Source organism: Vreelandella massiliensis (assembly GCF_900155385.1).
In the GTDB taxonomy this organism is placed as follows: Bacteria; Pseudomonadota; Gammaproteobacteria; order Pseudomonadales; family Halomonadaceae; genus Vreelandella; species Vreelandella massiliensis.
In genome coordinates this window covers 95,314-109,174 of the sequence record NZ_LT699745.1, presented here as the reverse complement: position 1 = coordinate 109,174, position 13,861 = coordinate 95,314, and the positions used below count along the sequence as shown (strand labels likewise).

General features: G+C 57.5%; 13 protein-coding genes. All 13 read left to right on the top strand.

The genetic code is table 11. The features are described 5' to 3' along the window. The first annotated feature begins 4 nt into the window (after positions 1-4). The 13 genes from ileS to BQ9846_RS05125 all read left to right on the top strand — a co-directional run bounded on the left by ileS (position 5) and on the right by BQ9846_RS05125 (position 13,859). Positions 5-2,836 (top strand): isoleucine--tRNA ligase, encoded by a 2,832-nt coding sequence (gene ileS, locus BQ9846_RS05185; RefSeq protein ID WP_075879582.1) that lies wholly within the window; start codon positions 5-7, stop codon positions 2,834-2,836. Then, entirely contained in the window at positions 2,829-3,368 is a 540-nt protein-coding gene (gene lspA, locus BQ9846_RS05180) for a signal peptidase II (protein ID WP_075879581.1), read from the top strand. Before ileS ends, lspA begins: the two co-directional genes overlap by 8 nt. Then, positions 3,361-4,302 (top strand): Rpn family recombination-promoting nuclease/putative transposase, encoded by a 942-nt coding sequence (locus tag BQ9846_RS05175; RefSeq protein ID WP_075879580.1) that lies wholly within the window; start codon positions 3,361-3,363, stop codon positions 4,300-4,302. The genes lspA and BQ9846_RS05175 overlap by 8 nt, the downstream gene beginning before the upstream one ends. 21 nt (positions 4,303-4,323) lie before the next feature. Then, entirely contained in the window at positions 4,324-4,770 is a 447-nt protein-coding gene (gene fkpB, locus BQ9846_RS05170) for an FKBP-type peptidyl-prolyl cis-trans isomerase (RefSeq protein ID WP_075879579.1), read from the top strand. A gap of 69 nt (positions 4,771-4,839) precedes the next feature. After that, positions 4,840-5,847: a 4-hydroxy-3-methylbut-2-enyl diphosphate reductase gene (ispH, locus tag BQ9846_RS05165; protein WP_075881649.1), complete on the top strand. Its 1,008-nt coding sequence runs from the start codon at positions 4,840-4,842 to the stop codon at positions 5,845-5,847. A gap of 64 nt (positions 5,848-5,911) precedes the next feature. Continuing rightward, a complete protein-coding gene (locus BQ9846_RS05160) occupies positions 5,912-6,328 on the top strand; it encodes a type IV pilin protein (protein ID WP_075879578.1) in 417 nt (138 codons plus the stop codon). A 3-nt stretch (positions 6,329-6,331) separates the two neighbouring features. Next, complete coding sequence (locus BQ9846_RS05155; protein ID WP_075879577.1) at positions 6,332-6,775, top strand: GspH/FimT family pseudopilin; 444 nt, start codon at positions 6,332-6,334, stop codon at positions 6,773-6,775. A gap of 8 nt (positions 6,776-6,783) precedes the next feature. Continuing rightward, positions 6,784-7,245: a type IV pilus modification protein PilV gene (pilV, locus tag BQ9846_RS05150; RefSeq protein WP_075879576.1), complete on the top strand. Its 462-nt coding sequence runs from the start codon at positions 6,784-6,786 to the stop codon at positions 7,243-7,245. After that, positions 7,208-7,846: a PilW family protein gene (locus BQ9846_RS05145; protein ID WP_159437906.1), complete on the top strand. Its 639-nt coding sequence runs from the start codon at positions 7,208-7,210 to the stop codon at positions 7,844-7,846. Before pilV ends, BQ9846_RS05145 begins: the two co-directional genes overlap by 38 nt. Positions 7,847-7,858: 12 nt before the next feature. Next, a complete protein-coding gene (locus BQ9846_RS05140) occupies positions 7,859-8,986 on the top strand; it encodes a pilus assembly PilX family protein (protein ID WP_075879574.1) in 1,128 nt (375 codons plus the stop codon). Between the two features lie 72 nt (positions 8,987-9,058). Further along, positions 9,059-10,078 carry a tryptophan--tRNA ligase gene (locus BQ9846_RS05135; protein ID WP_075879573.1) on the top strand — a complete coding sequence of 340 codons (1,020 nt, stop codon included), beginning with the start codon at positions 9,059-9,061 and terminating at the stop codon, positions 10,076-10,078. 221 nt (positions 10,079-10,299) lie between these two features. Beyond that, entirely contained in the window at positions 10,300-11,520 is a 1,221-nt protein-coding gene (locus BQ9846_RS05130) for a YeeE/YedE family protein (RefSeq protein ID WP_075879572.1), read from the top strand. A 107-nt stretch (positions 11,521-11,627) separates the two neighbouring features. Next, positions 11,628-13,859, top strand: coding sequence for a CHASE2 domain-containing protein (locus tag BQ9846_RS05125; protein ID WP_235818919.1), 2,232 nt, complete (start codon positions 11,628-11,630; stop codon positions 13,857-13,859). Positions 13,860-13,861 lie beyond the last annotated feature (2 nt).

Below are 13,861 nucleotides of genomic sequence, written 5' to 3'. Positions count from 1 at the left end.
GACTATGGATTATAAGCACACGCTAAACTTGCCTGAAACCGACTTCCCCATGCGCGGCATGCTGCCCAAGCAGGAGCCGGGCCGGGTGTCCCAGTGGCAAGACATGAACCTGTACGAGCGCCTGCGCGAAACCCGCGCGGGTAAGCCTCTGTTCGTGCTCCACGATGGCCCTCCCTACGCCAACGGCAGCATTCATATCGGTCACGCCGTCAACAAGATTTTAAAAGACATCATCGTCAAGTCGAAGAACCTGGCGGGCTTTGATGCCCCCTACGTGCCGGGCTGGGACTGCCACGGCCTGCCGATCGAACACAAGGTGGAGACCACCCACGGCAAGCACCTGGCGCCTGAAAAAGCGCGCGGCCTGTGCCGCGAGTACGCTGGCGCGCAGATCGAAACCCAGCTGGTCGACTTTGTGCGTCTGGGCGTTATCGGCGACTGGGACAAGCCCTACCGCTCGATGGATTACGCCAACGAGGCGGGCGAGATGCGCGCGCTGGCCGATATGGTTGACGCGGGCTACGTTTTTAAGGGCTTGAAGCCGGTCAACTGGTGCTTTGACTGCGGCTCGGCGCTCGCCGAGGCCGAAGTGGAGTACGCCGATAAAACCTCGGACGCCATCGACGTTGCTTTCCCGGTGGAAGACGCCGATAAACTTGCCGCTGCCTTTGGCCTCTCCACGCTTTCCAAGCCCACCGCCATCGTGATCTGGACCACCACGCCCTGGACCATCCCGGCCAACCAGGCGCTTAACGTCCACCCGGAGTTCACCTACGCCCTGGTCGACATCGGCGAGCGGCTTTTGGTGCTGGCCGAGGAGCTGGTCGAGAGCTGCTTAGAGCGCTTCGCGCTGCAAGGCGAGGTGATCGCCACCACCAAGGGCGAGAAGCTCGACCAGATCAATTTCCGCCATCCGTTCTACGATCGCCTCTCGCCGGTTTACCTGGCGGATTACGTCGAGTCGGAAGTGGGCAGCACCGGTATCGTCCACTCATCGCCCTCCTATGGCGTGGACGACTTCAACACCTGCCGCGAATACGGCATGAGCTTCGACGACATGCTCAACCCCGTGCAAGGCAACGGCGTTTATGCCGATGATCTGCCCTTCTTCGGCGGCCAGATGATCTGGAAGGCCAACCCGCAGATCGTCGAGAAGTTGCGTGAAGTCGGCGCGCTGATGAACCACAAGCGCTACGAGCACAGCTACATGCACTGCTGGCGCCACAAGACGCCGGTGATCTACCGCGCCACCGCGCAGTGGTTCGTGGGCATGGACGTGGCCGGTAAAGACGGCAAGACATTGCGCGAGCGCGCCCTTGAGGGCATCGAAGCGACGCAGTTTACCCCGGCTTGGGGGCAGGCGCGGCTGCACGCGATGATCGCCAATCGCCCGGATTGGTGTATCTCGCGCCAGCGCAACTGGGGCGTGCCGATTCCGTTCTTTTTGCACAAAACCAGCGGCGAGCTGCACCCGCGCACCGTCGAATTGATGGAAGAGGCCGCCAAGCGCGTGGAGTTGGGCGGTATCGATGCCTGGTTCCGCCTCGACCCTGCCGAGCTTTTGGGCGCGGAAGCGGCCGAGTATGACAAGGTCACCGACACGCTGGACGTGTGGTTCGATTCCGGCACCACCCATCGCCATGTGCTGCGTGGCTCGCACCCCCATGGCCATGAAAGCGGCCCGCGAGCGGATCTGTACCTGGAGGGCTCCGACCAGCACCGCGGCTGGTTCCACTCGTCGCTGTTGACCGGCTGCGCCATCGACGGCCACCCGCCGTATCGCCAGCTGTTGACCCACGGTTTCACCGTCGATGCCCAGGGCCGCAAAATGTCCAAGTCCATGGGCAACGTGGTCGCGCCGCAAGAGGTGATGGATAAGCTCGGCGCCGACATTCTGCGCCTGTGGGTCGCCTCCACCGATTACTCCGGTGAGATGGCGGTGTCGGATGAAATCCTAAAGCGCACCGCTGACGTTTACCGCCGTATTCGCAACACCGCGCGCTTTCTGCTCTCCAACCTGAACGGCTTCGACCCGGCCCGCGATCAGGTTGCGTTTGGCGACATGCTGGCGCTGGATCAGTGGGTAGTCGACCGCGCCGCGCAGCTGCAAGGCCGCATCGACACCGCGTATGAGGAGTACCGCTTCCTCGATGTTTACCAGCAGGTTCACGGCTTCTGCGCCCGCGAACTGGGTGGCTTCTACCTGGATGTGATCAAGGATCGCCAGTACACCACACAAGCCGACTCGCTCGCCCGGCGCAGCGCGCAAACCGCGCTCTACCATGTGGTGGAAGCCCTTAGCCGCTGGGTGGCGCCGATTCTCTCCTTCACCGCGGAAGAGATCTTTGAGCACATTCCGGGCACCCGGGGTGACAGCGTGCTGCTGGAGGAGTACTACACCGGCCTTGACACCCTGGACGAGGGCGCTGAGATGGGCCGAGCCTTCTGGGAGCAGGTGCTAGAGGTCAAAAATGCGGTCAATAAACGCCTGGAAGAGGCGCGCAACGCCAAGGTCATCAAAGGCAGCCTCGCCGCCGAAGTGACGCTCTTTGTGGATGATGCGCTCAATGCCACGCTTTCCAAGCTCGGCGACGAGCTGCGCTTTGTGATGCTCACCAGCGAGGTCACGCTCAAGCCGCTGAGTGACGCCCAAGACGCCGACGCCACCGAGCTTGACGGCCTGAAAGTCGCCGTGGCGGCGAGCGAGCACACCAAGTGCGAGCGCTGCTGGCACCACCGCGAAGACGTGGGCAGCCACGAAGGGCACCCCGACCTGTGCGGGCGCTGCATCACCAATCTGCCGGATGGCCCCGGCGAGACGCGTCACTATGCCTAACACGTCGGCTAAGGCGGCGTCCGACACGCAGACCGCGCCGCCTATGCACCGGCCGCTGCGCTGGCTATGGCTGGCGCTGGCGGTGATCGTGCTGGATCTGGCGACCAAATACGCCGCCAGCGCGTGGCTAAACTACGCCGAGCCGGTGGAGGTGCTGCCGTTTTTTAACCTGACGCTTTTGCACAACACCGGCGCGGCGTTCAGCTTTCTCGCCGGCCACCCCGGCTGGCAGCGCTGGTTCTTCGCGCTGGTGGCGATCGGCGCAAGCATCGCGTTGACGGTTTGGCTCTCCCGCCTGAAAGCGGATGAGAAGCTGCTCGCGATCTCGCTACCGCTGATCATCGGCGGGGCGTTGGGCAACCTGTACGACCGCCTGGTACACGGCTACGTGGTGGATTTTCTCTCCTTCCACGTGGCTGGGTGGTACTACCCGGCGTTCAACATCGCTGATATCGGCATTACCCTGGGCGCCGCCGGGCTGATTTGGGAGTCGATCTTCGGTGAGCGCCGGCGCAGGAAAGGCGATGGATAAGGCCGATTTTGACTCGCCGTGGAAAGAGGCACTGGCATTTTACTTTCCGCAATTTGTCGAGCTGTTGTTGCCGGCGATGTACGCTGATATCGATTGGTCACGCCCGCATGAGTTCCTGGATAAAGAACTTCAGCAGGTGGTGCGCGATAGCGAGGCAAGGCGGCGCCATGCCGATAAGCTGGTTAAGGTATTTCTGCGCGACGGCAGTGAAACTTGGGTGTTGGTCCATGTGGAAGTGCAGGGCAGAGCGGATAAACACTTCAATTTCCGTATGTACCGCTACTACTACCGGTTACAAGATAAGTACCCGAAGCGTCGCATTGCAAGTGTGGCCGTATTGACCGAACCAGGCGCGCATACCGCTCTAGGGCGTTATACCCAAACGCTGTGGGGGACCCAGCTGTGTTTTGATTTTCCTGTGATCACGCTAACGGCGTTACCCGCACGCAGTACGCTATTGGCGAGCCGTAACCCCTTTGCGGTCATTGCGCAGGCGCAGCGTGAGGCGCACCAAACACGGCGAAACCAGCAGGCGCGGCTACTGTCAAAGTTTGAGCTGATTAAATACCTGCTGCTGACCGGCTATCCGCGTCAGGACGTCTTGGAGCTTCTGCGGCTGGTCGACTGGATGCTAGCGCTACCGCCCGAACTGGAGCGCCAGCTTGAAACCGAGGTGGCGCGCCTTGAAGAGGAGCAAAATATGGCTTATGTCACATCATTTGAACGCATCGCTGAGGAACGCGGCATGGAACGCGGCATGGAGCGGGGCATGGAGCAGGGTTCGCGTAAACTCTTGCGTAAGCTACTGACAATGAAATTTGGCGAATTGCCGGCATGGGCGGATCAGCGTCTAGCCGCTGCCAATACACAACAGCTCGAGCAATGGCTTGACCGGGTGTTGGCCGCTGAAACCCCTGAAGACGTATTCACCTGATACCATCGATATAGAGTCCCCATGAACGACTACCAGATTGACGAAGGCATGGAGATTACCCTGCACTTCACCCTGAAATTAGAAGATGGCACCGTGGTGGACTCCACCAAGGAGAAAGCCCCGGCGACGTTTCAGTTCGGCGATGGCAACTTGCCTCCTGGGTTCGAGAACCCGATCAAGGGCATGAGCCCCGGCCAGAGCGACACCTTTACCATCACGCCGGAGCACGCCTTTGGCCAGCATAACCCGCAAAATATTCAGACGTTGAAGCGCGACGACTTTGGCGACGAAACGCCGGAAGTCGGGATGGTGCTCTCGTTTGCCGACAAAGCAGGAACGGAATTGCCAGGCGTGGTCAAACGTATCGACGGTGATCGGGTCGAGGTGGACTTTAATCACCCGCTGGCAGGGCGTACCCTGACCTTTGAGGTCGAGGTCCTGGACGTTAAGCCCGCGACGACCCACTAACGGCGCCCCTTTGTCGCTCCACTTTCCAGCGATGCCCCGCATCAAGGCGTGAACATGGTTTCTGAGAACATGGCTGCTGAGACAGTTTCCGAGACGCTTCCCGCAGCGGCAAGCACCCAACCCGTACAGATCAAGCTGGCCAACCCGCGCGGCTTTTGCGCCGGCGTCGACCGCGCGATCGATATCGTCAACCGCGCGCTTGACGTGTTTGGCCCGCCGATCTACGTGCGTCACGAAGTGGTCCACAACCGCTTCGTGGTGGAGACACTACGCGAGCGCGGCGCGGTATTTGTCGAAGAGCTCCATGAGGTGCCGGACGATGTCATCGTGATCTTCTCCGCCCACGGCGTATCCCGCGCGGTGCAGCAGGATGCCGAGCGGCGCGGGCTGAAAGTTTTCGACGCCACCTGCCCGCTGGTCACCAAGGTCCACATGGAAGTCTTGCGCTACGCCAAAAGGGGCCAGGAGTGCATCCTGATCGGTCACGAAGGCCATCCCGAAGTAGAGGGCACCATGGGGCGCTACGACATCTCGCATGGGGGGCATATCTATCTGGTCGAGGATGAGCAGGATGCCGCGAGCCTAGAGGTGCAAGACCCGAGCCAGCTGGCGTTTGTGACGCAAACCACGCTTTCAATGGACGACACCGCCAAGGTCATCGACGCGCTGCGGGAGAAATTCCCCGAGATTCAAGGCCCGCGCAAGGACGATATCTGCTACGCCACGCAAAACCGCCAAGATGCGGTGCGCGAGCTGGCCGCCGAGAGCGACCTGGTGTTGGTGGTGGGCAGCCCCAATAGCTCTAACTCCAATCGCCTGCGCGAGCTTTCCGAGCGCATGGGCACGCCCGCGTACCTCATCGACAACGCCGAGCAGATCGACGCCAAATGGCTTGAGAACGTGCAGCGTATCGGCGTCACCGCCGGTGCCAGCGCCCCGGAGGTGCTGGTGAAAGGCGTGATCGAGCGGTTGCAGTCACTCGGCGCCGCCGCCCCGGCGGAGCTTGCCGGCCGCGAAGAAACCATCACTTTTTCCATGCCACGTGAGCTGCGTCAACGTGTGATCGCCAGCGGCTGATGCAAAGTGTATCGGCTTGCGACATACTGAAAACGTATGAAACGCCGATAACAGGAGCACCGCCGTGCCCTCATCCTTTTGTTTACCCGGCGGCCAACCGCGCCGCCAGTGTGGCTTCACCCTGATTGAGCTGATGATCGTCGTCGTGATCATCGGCATCATCGCCTCCGTCGCCTACCCCAGCTACACGCGCTATGTGGAGCGCTCGATACGTACTGACGCGCACGCAGGTCTTGCACAAGCTGCTTCTGAATTGGAACGTTGCTATACCCGTACTTATTCTTATACAGATGACAGCTGTGAAGTTACTGATGAATCACCCGAAGAATACTATAACCTCAACGTGACGCATGAAACCGATGGTGATGATGGTGGTTATACCGTGACTGCAAAGCTTAAGAATGACAGTAGAAGTGATGGCTGCAGCAGTGACATTACCCTTAACGCAAAAGGTGATCGTGAACCCGAGGATTGCTGGTAACCCATGAACCAACGCGGCTTCACGTTAATCGAGCTACTGATTACCCTGGCCATCGCGGCAATTCTCGCCACGGTGGCCGTTCCCGCGTTTAATACCTTTCTTGCCCGCCAGCAGCTTGCTAGTGACACCAACGAGATTCTTTCCGGGCTGAATTTTGCCCGAAGCAAGGCAATCACTCTGCGAGAGGATGTGATCTTCCAGTTGAAGCAAGGCACTGATGAAGTTTGGGGATATGAAGTATATGAAGTAATTGATAATGGAGATGATGAGCTTTTGCGTCGCCGGCAAGGTGAAAGTTTACATATAGATATTAATCCAATTGATATAACTTTCGACAGGCTGGGTCGATCTGATTGCTCCAACACATGCACTATCACGGTTGAACACGACCGCGAGAACATAGATAACGATACCATCGTGGTAAATTCTCTTGGAAGTGTCCGCTGAGGTGTGCCATGAACATTAGATTCTCGAAGAGTCAGAAGGGATTCAGCTTAATCGAAGCGCTTATCGCCCTGGTGATACTCTCCATGGGCCTAATGGGAGTCGCCGCCATGCAACTGAAGGCACTGCAGAGCGCCACTGCTGGCTACCAGCGCTCCGTGGCTACCCTTGCTGCTGTGGATGCGCAGGAAAGGTTGTGGGCGGAGTTGGCGCAATTAAATCCCGCTGATGATTGCACCGTTATTGATACTGCTTATCTTCAAAATGTGGTTCCACCTGAGACCAGAAGCATCGAGCAAAAGTGGAAAGATGGGTGGAATGATGATGTCGCCTCAAATCCGTTACGAAACGTCGATTGGGTTGCAAGTTCAATCACAGGCAGTGATTGTGAATTTACCATTACAATAGCGCTTGGCGATGGCCCTGGTGATATCGATGGCGATGAATTCGTTTATAAATTTCGTCTTCCTTAAAGGTAGCGTCGCTATGTTGAAGCGCCAGCAATCGGGTTTTACTCTCGTTGAACTGATGGTCGCCATGGTTATTGGCACCATCATTATTCTGGGTGCTGGACAGCTATTCCTCACTACCTTTCAGACCTTTCAGAATGTTAAAGAGATAAGTCGTAAGCAGGAATCTGTAGTTTTTGCTGCTAGTTCCGTTGTGAATCGTATACGTCGAGATGGAGAAAGTAATTATAGTCTTGAATGTAAATTTGACGATATCTGTGAATGTACTATCTACGATAAAAAAAATGATGACCAACCTTTGCTTACTGTTGTTAAGCCATTAAAAGAGCCTGGTCAAGATGACGATGTGCCATCTCGTGAAGAACAGTGCAATGAAAGTAATAAAGACGATATTGGTGTAGAGCCAAATGAAGGTAAGTACCTTCACACTATTTCGCTGCCTATTGAAATAAGTGGTAAGTCAATAGAGTTTAAGGTTGCTTCCCGTAAAGAAGTGACTGATGAATACTTTGGCGCTGGCGCTGGCGCTGGCGCTGGCGCTGGCGCTGGCGGTGGTTCTCCTGGCGGTGGCCCTCCCAATTGTCCTGGGAATAGCTGTAATTGATTGAGGAAAAATATGCATCAACAACAAGGCGCCGCCCTCGTTATTGTTCTAGCGCTACTGGCTGGCTCGCTAATGATCGGCATTTCCGGTATGAACTCCGCGCTGATCGATGAGCGGCTGGCGGGGAATTATCGCGCGGCAGCTCTGGCGCAGATGGCGGCTGAAGACGTGGCTGGGTATATCCGCACGAACTATGTCGCACTTAAAAAGGAAGATAATGAAAATTGGGGCGAGCCTGACTCAAACGGTTTTGTTCTTTTGAAAAATCCTGATGTTTTGTTAGATCAAGAGTATGTTAAATGTGTAGCAGGTAATACAGAAGAAAAGTGTCAACAGGCAATAGATTTTTATAAAGAAGAAACAGGGAATAACTTGCGATTTCCTTTTTTTCTTGCTCGGGGGTATGTGCTGGAAAGGACAGAGGGTAAGAAAGTGGCAGAGCACATTATAGCTGTTGCTCAAAATCCTGGTACTAAAGATCCTTATGATTACCCTACTAATATCGACGCTACGTTGCTTTGTGTTGGTGCCGGATGTCCGGGCAGTCACTCTTTTGATGATTATTTTTTCGGTGAAGCCAATCTTCCCAACGACTTTGATTGTAAGGGTGCTGGTTGTCGGCCAGGTTCAGGAGATAGGGTGGGTGAGCAAGAGAGGCCGAATGAAAATTTTTATAAAAATATTTATTCACGTGAAGAAGGTGAGAAAAAAATTGAGGATTGGAAGAAGTTTGTTGAAGGGTTGAGAGGTGATAAACTTTCATCTGGATCAGTTGAAAAAGATATTTCCAATAAATCCAATGTAATTGAAATAACTGGAGATGAAGTTAAATCTAGTGGGAATATAAATACATCGGGTATTATAGTGGTGCGTAGTGGTGGCGTCTTTAATGCCGGAGGTACTGGTAGTCATGAAGGTTTGATTATTGTTGAGAGTAGTAGGGGTGTTGAGGGGGAAGAGGGCTATAAAGAAGCAGGGCAGGTTACATTAGGGAAAAATTATAGCCTTTATGGATCGTTAGTTTCTTTTGATGGGTTGAGTAATATAACTGTCAACTCAGCAACTCCCAACGGGGGAGCTAGATATAATGCAAGTGCATTAACAGGTCTTGGCGGTGGTTACGTCTGGATCCCTCTCTAACTTCGCCCTTGCCCATTCGCCTTGCTTGTGGCGGCACGTTATCATGGCGCCATTTGACCAAGAGCCATAGCCATGACCCAATCCAAAACCCGCGTTCTTACCGGCATTACCACCACCGGCACCCCGCACCTTGGCAACTACGTCGGGGCGATCAAGCCGGCGATTGAAGCAAGCCAGGACCCCAGCGTGCAGTCGTTCTACTTCATGGCCGACTACCACGCGCTGATCAAATGCCAAGACCCTAAACTGGTGCAGCAGTCCCGCCTGGAGATCGCCGCGACCTGGCTGGCGCTGGGGCTGGATACCGACAACGCCATCTTCTACCGCCAGTCGGATATCCGCGAAATCCCCGAACTCACCTGGATGCTCTCCTGCGTTTGCGCCAAGGGGCTGATGAACCGCGCCCACGCTTACAAGGCCGCCGTTGCCGAGAACGAAGAAGCGGGCAACCAGGACCCGGATAAAGGCATCACCATGGGGCTCTTTGGCTACCCGGTGCTGATGGCCGCCGATATTCTGATGTTCAACGCTAACAAAGTGCCGGTCGGCCGCGATCAGATTCAGCACATCGAGATGGCGCGGGATATCGCCGGGCGCTTCAACCACCTCTATAAGGGGCAGTACTTTACCCTGCCCGAGGCGGTGGTAGACGAGAAGGTTGAAGTGCTGCGCGGTTTGGACGGGCGCAAGATGTCCAAAAGCTACCAAAATACGATTCCGCTGTTCGTCTCCGAGAAGAAACTGCAAAAGCTGGTGCGCAAGATCAAAACCAACTCGCTGGAGCCCGGCGAGCCGAAAGACCCGGATACCTGCACGCTGTTCCAGATCTACTCTGCTTTTGCATCGGCGGAGGAAACCGATGCCATGCGCGCCCAGTACGCCGAGGGCATTGGCTGGGGCGAGGCGAAAAACCAGGTGTTTGAGTACCTCAATGCCCACCTGGCCGAGCCGCGAGAGCGCTACAACGCCCTGATGGAAGACCCCGGCCACATCGAAGCCGTGCTGCAAAAAGGCGCCGAGCGCGCCCGCGAAGAAGCGACGGTTACCATGGAAAAACTCCGCGATGCCGTAGGTCTTGGGCGGTTTATTTAACGCAACCCCGTTCGCCTTGAGCCTGTCGAAGGGCATGCAGGGGTTTCACCTCTCCCTTCGACTGGGCCGTGTTGATTGGCTCTATACCTATATATTTCTAAATGGAATAAAAGAGCTACGATAAAGCATTTTACGTTATTTAGTTCTAGCGTTATTCTGACAACCATTTCTTAAAAGCGCCTGCTCCTCAGCAGGCGTTTTTTCAACCCAAGGTGATTGTTATGTCTACCGCTTCCGCTGCTGTCGCCACGACGTTGCCGCGCTATCGCCTGCCGTTGACGGCGGGCGCGCTGATTGTGCTGGGCGCTTTGTTGATCGGCATCGTGTTCGAGGCCAATACGGGCCTGCTGATGATCGTGGGTGGCCTGCTGGGCATGGTGCTCTACCACGCCGCCTTTGGTTTTACCTCGGCCTGGCGAGTGTTTATTACCGAGCGTAAAGGCCGTGGCTTACGTGCGCAGATGGTGATGCTGGCGCTGGCCGTGGTGCTGTTTTTTCCGGCACTCGGGGCCGGGTCGTTATTTGGCACCTCCGTGTACGGCTTTGTTGCCCCCATCGGCGTCTCCGTGATCGTCGGCGCGTTTATCTTCGGGCTGGGCATGCAGCTTGGTGGTGGTTGTGCTTCCGGCACGCTCTTCACCGCCGGTGGCGGCAATGCGCGGATGATGATTACCTTGCTGTTCTTTATCGTTGGCTCGGTGATCGGCTCAGCGCACTTTGCCTGGTGGCAGAGCTTGCCCGCGTTTCAGCCGGTGTCGTTGGTGAAGGTAGCCGGTACGGGAGGTGGTATCGCCATCAGCCTGGCGCTGTTCGCGGCCATTGCTGTCTTTACCGTGGTGATGGAAAAACGTCGTCACGGCCAGCTAGAGCAGGCGCCTGCAGTGAACAAGCCGGGCATGGCGCGCTGGCTTAACGGCCCTTGGCCGTTGGTGGCCGGCGCCGTGGGGCTTGCACTTTTGAACTTTGCCACCCTGGCGCTGGCGGGGCGCCCGTGGGGGATTACTTCAGCCTTTGCGCTTTGGGGCGCCAAGGCGTACACCCTAGTGGGCGGTGACGTGAGCCAGTGGGGCTATTGGCAATCCTCCTGGAACGCCGCCGCGCTTGAAGCCAGCGTGTGGAGCGATATCACCACGGTGATGAACGTGGGTATCATCCTCGGCGCGTTGATGGCCGCAAGCTTGGCGGGCCGCTTCGCCCCCAACTTCAATATTCCGCTACGCTCGGTGATCGCCGCTGTCGTCGGTGGCTTGATGCTCGGTTATGGCGCGCGTCTGGCCTTTGGCTGCAACATCGGCGCTTACTTCAGCGGCATCGCCTCCGGTAGTCTCCATGGCTGGGTATGGCTGGTCGCGGCGTTCGCGGGGAATATGCTCGGCGTGAAGCTGCGGCCGTTTTTCTTCACCGGCGAAGCGGCGAAAAAGCCCGTCGCCAAGATGAGTTAACGGTTTAGTGCAGTGACCTAATACGCCTCGGCCTTTGGTCGAGGCGTTTGCGTTTTAACGCGCCCAGCGTGCTAGGTTGTCATTACATTGGCAGCGAGGTCCTTGGCGTGTCGACAGATTCTTTTCAACAGCGCTCTTCTCAACAACACCCTTCCATCAAGAGCCGCTATTGGCGTTGGCTACAATACCTTGGCGGTGCGCTGATTGTTGTCTTGCTGCTGGCGGAAAGAGTGGGGTGGATGCCCTTGCCTATGCTGGAGCGCCTAGAGTGGCAGGCGTATGACCTTAAGGTGCGTGGCACGCTCTCCGGGCAGAAAGATCCATCGCTGGCCATTATCGATATCGATGAGCGCAGCCTGTTTGAAGTGGGGCAGTGGCCGTGGTCGCGCGCCACGCTCGCCGAGTTGATCGAGACGCTGTTTAACGAGTACGACGCGGGACTTTTAGGCATTGATGTGGTGTTTGCCGAGCCTGAGGCCTCGCTGTGGCGGGAGCACTGGAAAGCGCTGACGCGCGACTACCCGGAACTGCGCGATGTGTCGCCGCCTGCGGACGGGGATGAGCAGCTGGCCAGCACGCTGGCCGATTATCCGGTGGTGCTGGGTTACTATTTTCAGGCCTCGCGTCAACCGAGTGACCCGCCCTCCGTGGGGCAGCTACCGCTGCCGGCTACCGTGGAGGCCTCTTCGCCGCTGCCGTTCCCCACGCCTGAGCGCTACACCGCCAACCTGCCCATGCTGCAGCAGAGCGCCCTCGGCGCGGGCTTTTTCGATAACCCGCGCGTGGATGATGACGGGGTCTTTCGTCGTGTCCCGATGCTGCAGCGTTGGGAGGGAGAGCTATACCCCAATTTACCGCTGGCGATGCTACTCGCGATGCTGGGTCAGCCCACCATTACCCCCATGATTGGCGAAGGCGCGGGAGTCGCTCAGCTGGAAGCGCTGGACGTGGGTGGCTTTGAAATCCCCGTGGATGCGCGGGGGGCGGCGCTGGTGCCGTGGTACGGCCCGCGCGGGCACTTCGACTACATCTCGGCGATGGATGTGCTGGAAGGCCGGCTTGAGCCGGGAGCGCTGGCGGGAAAAACGTTGATACTCGGTGCCTCCGCGCCGGGGCTGATGGATCTGCGCTCCACGCCGGTCGGGGCGGTCTTCCCCGGGCCGGAGATTAACTTGAGCCTGCTGGCCGGCATGCTGCACCAGAGCTTCAAGGCGCAGCCGCCCTGGGTGCTTGGCTTTGAGCTGGTTAGCCTGAGTGTGCTGGGGCTTATCATGGTGCTGCTGTATCCACGCTTAAATGCGCCGTTGTTGTTGCTGTTGAGTGGCGTGCTGCTGGCCACCGCGGTAGGCGGTAACCTGTGGGCGTGGTATCAAGGGCTTGCACTGCCTATCGCGGGCCTGCTGGTGCTGCTGGTGGCGCAGATGCTATGGCATTTGGCGATGAACTTTCTACGTGAAACACAGCAAAAACGCTGGGTCGCTGACCGCTTTGGCCAGTACATTCCTCCCGAGCTGGTGGAGGACATGGTGGATAGTGGCGAAAGCTTTGGCCTAGAGGGCGAGGAGCGCGAGCTCACTGTACTGTTCTCCGATGTGCGCGGCTTTACCGCGTTTTCTGAGTCCATTCCCCCCGCAGAGCTGACCGAGGTGATGAACCGGCTGCTGACACCATTAACCGGCGCGATTCATCAGCACAACGGCACCATCGACAAGTACATGGGTGACGCCATTATGGCGTTCTGGGGCGCGCCGTTGCACGACGAGCAACACGCGGATCACGCGCTTGAGGGTGCTTTTGCGATGCTAGAAGCCCTGGAAGACATCAATCGTGAGTTTACCGCCGAGGGCAAACCCGCACTGGCAATGGGCGTGGGCCTCAACACCGGCCCGATGAGTGTGGGCAACATGGGTTCCAGCTTTCGCATGGCGTATACGGTGATGGGCGATAACGTCAATCTCGGCTCGCGCTTGGAAGGGTTGACCAAGGCGTATGGCGTAAGCGTGATCGTCAGCGACACCACCGCCGAGCAGGCGCCCGGCTGGTGCTATCGCCGCCTCGATAAAGTCCGCGTAAAGGGGCGCAGCACCCCGCTATGGATTTTAGAACCGATTAGCCGCTGGGACTCGCTTACTGGCGCTCAGCGAGATTGGCACGCGGCCTTCGAGCAGGCGATGGATCTTTATCAAGCAGCGGATTTTGCATCCGCCGAGCGTGCTTTCAAGGCGCTATCCGATCAGGACGACGCCCCCACGCGGATGTATCTGGAGCGGATCGAACACTTTAAAAATGAGCCGCCCCCGGCAGACTGGGACGGCGTCTGGACGCATACGGAGAAGTAAGT

Coding starts and splice junctions, on each gene's coding strand:
- BQ9846_RS05130 (WP_075879572.1), top strand. CDS start 10,300: ATGTCTACCGCTTCCGCTGCTGTCGCCACGACGTTGCCGCGCTATCGC.
- BQ9846_RS05175 (WP_075879580.1), top strand. CDS start 3,361: ATGGATAAGGCCGATTTTGACTCGCCGTGGAAAGAGGCACTGGCATTT.
- BQ9846_RS05145 (WP_159437906.1), top strand. CDS start 7,208: ATGGCGATGAATTCGTTTATAAATTTCGTCTTCCTTAAAGGTAGCGTC.
- ileS (WP_075879582.1), top strand. CDS start 5: ATGGATTATAAGCACACGCTAAACTTGCCTGAAACCGACTTCCCCATG.
- pilV (WP_075879576.1), top strand. CDS start 6,784: ATGAACATTAGATTCTCGAAGAGTCAGAAGGGATTCAGCTTAATCGAA.
- lspA (WP_075879581.1), top strand. CDS start 2,829: ATGCCTAACACGTCGGCTAAGGCGGCGTCCGACACGCAGACCGCGCCG.
- BQ9846_RS05155 (WP_075879577.1), top strand. CDS start 6,332: ATGAACCAACGCGGCTTCACGTTAATCGAGCTACTGATTACCCTGGCC.
- fkpB (WP_075879579.1), top strand. CDS start 4,324: ATGAACGACTACCAGATTGACGAAGGCATGGAGATTACCCTGCACTTC.
- ispH (WP_075881649.1), top strand. CDS start 4,840: ATGGCTGCTGAGACAGTTTCCGAGACGCTTCCCGCAGCGGCAAGCACC.
- BQ9846_RS05140 (WP_075879574.1), top strand. CDS start 7,859: ATGCATCAACAACAAGGCGCCGCCCTCGTTATTGTTCTAGCGCTACTG.
- BQ9846_RS05135 (WP_075879573.1), top strand. CDS start 9,059: ATGACCCAATCCAAAACCCGCGTTCTTACCGGCATTACCACCACCGGC.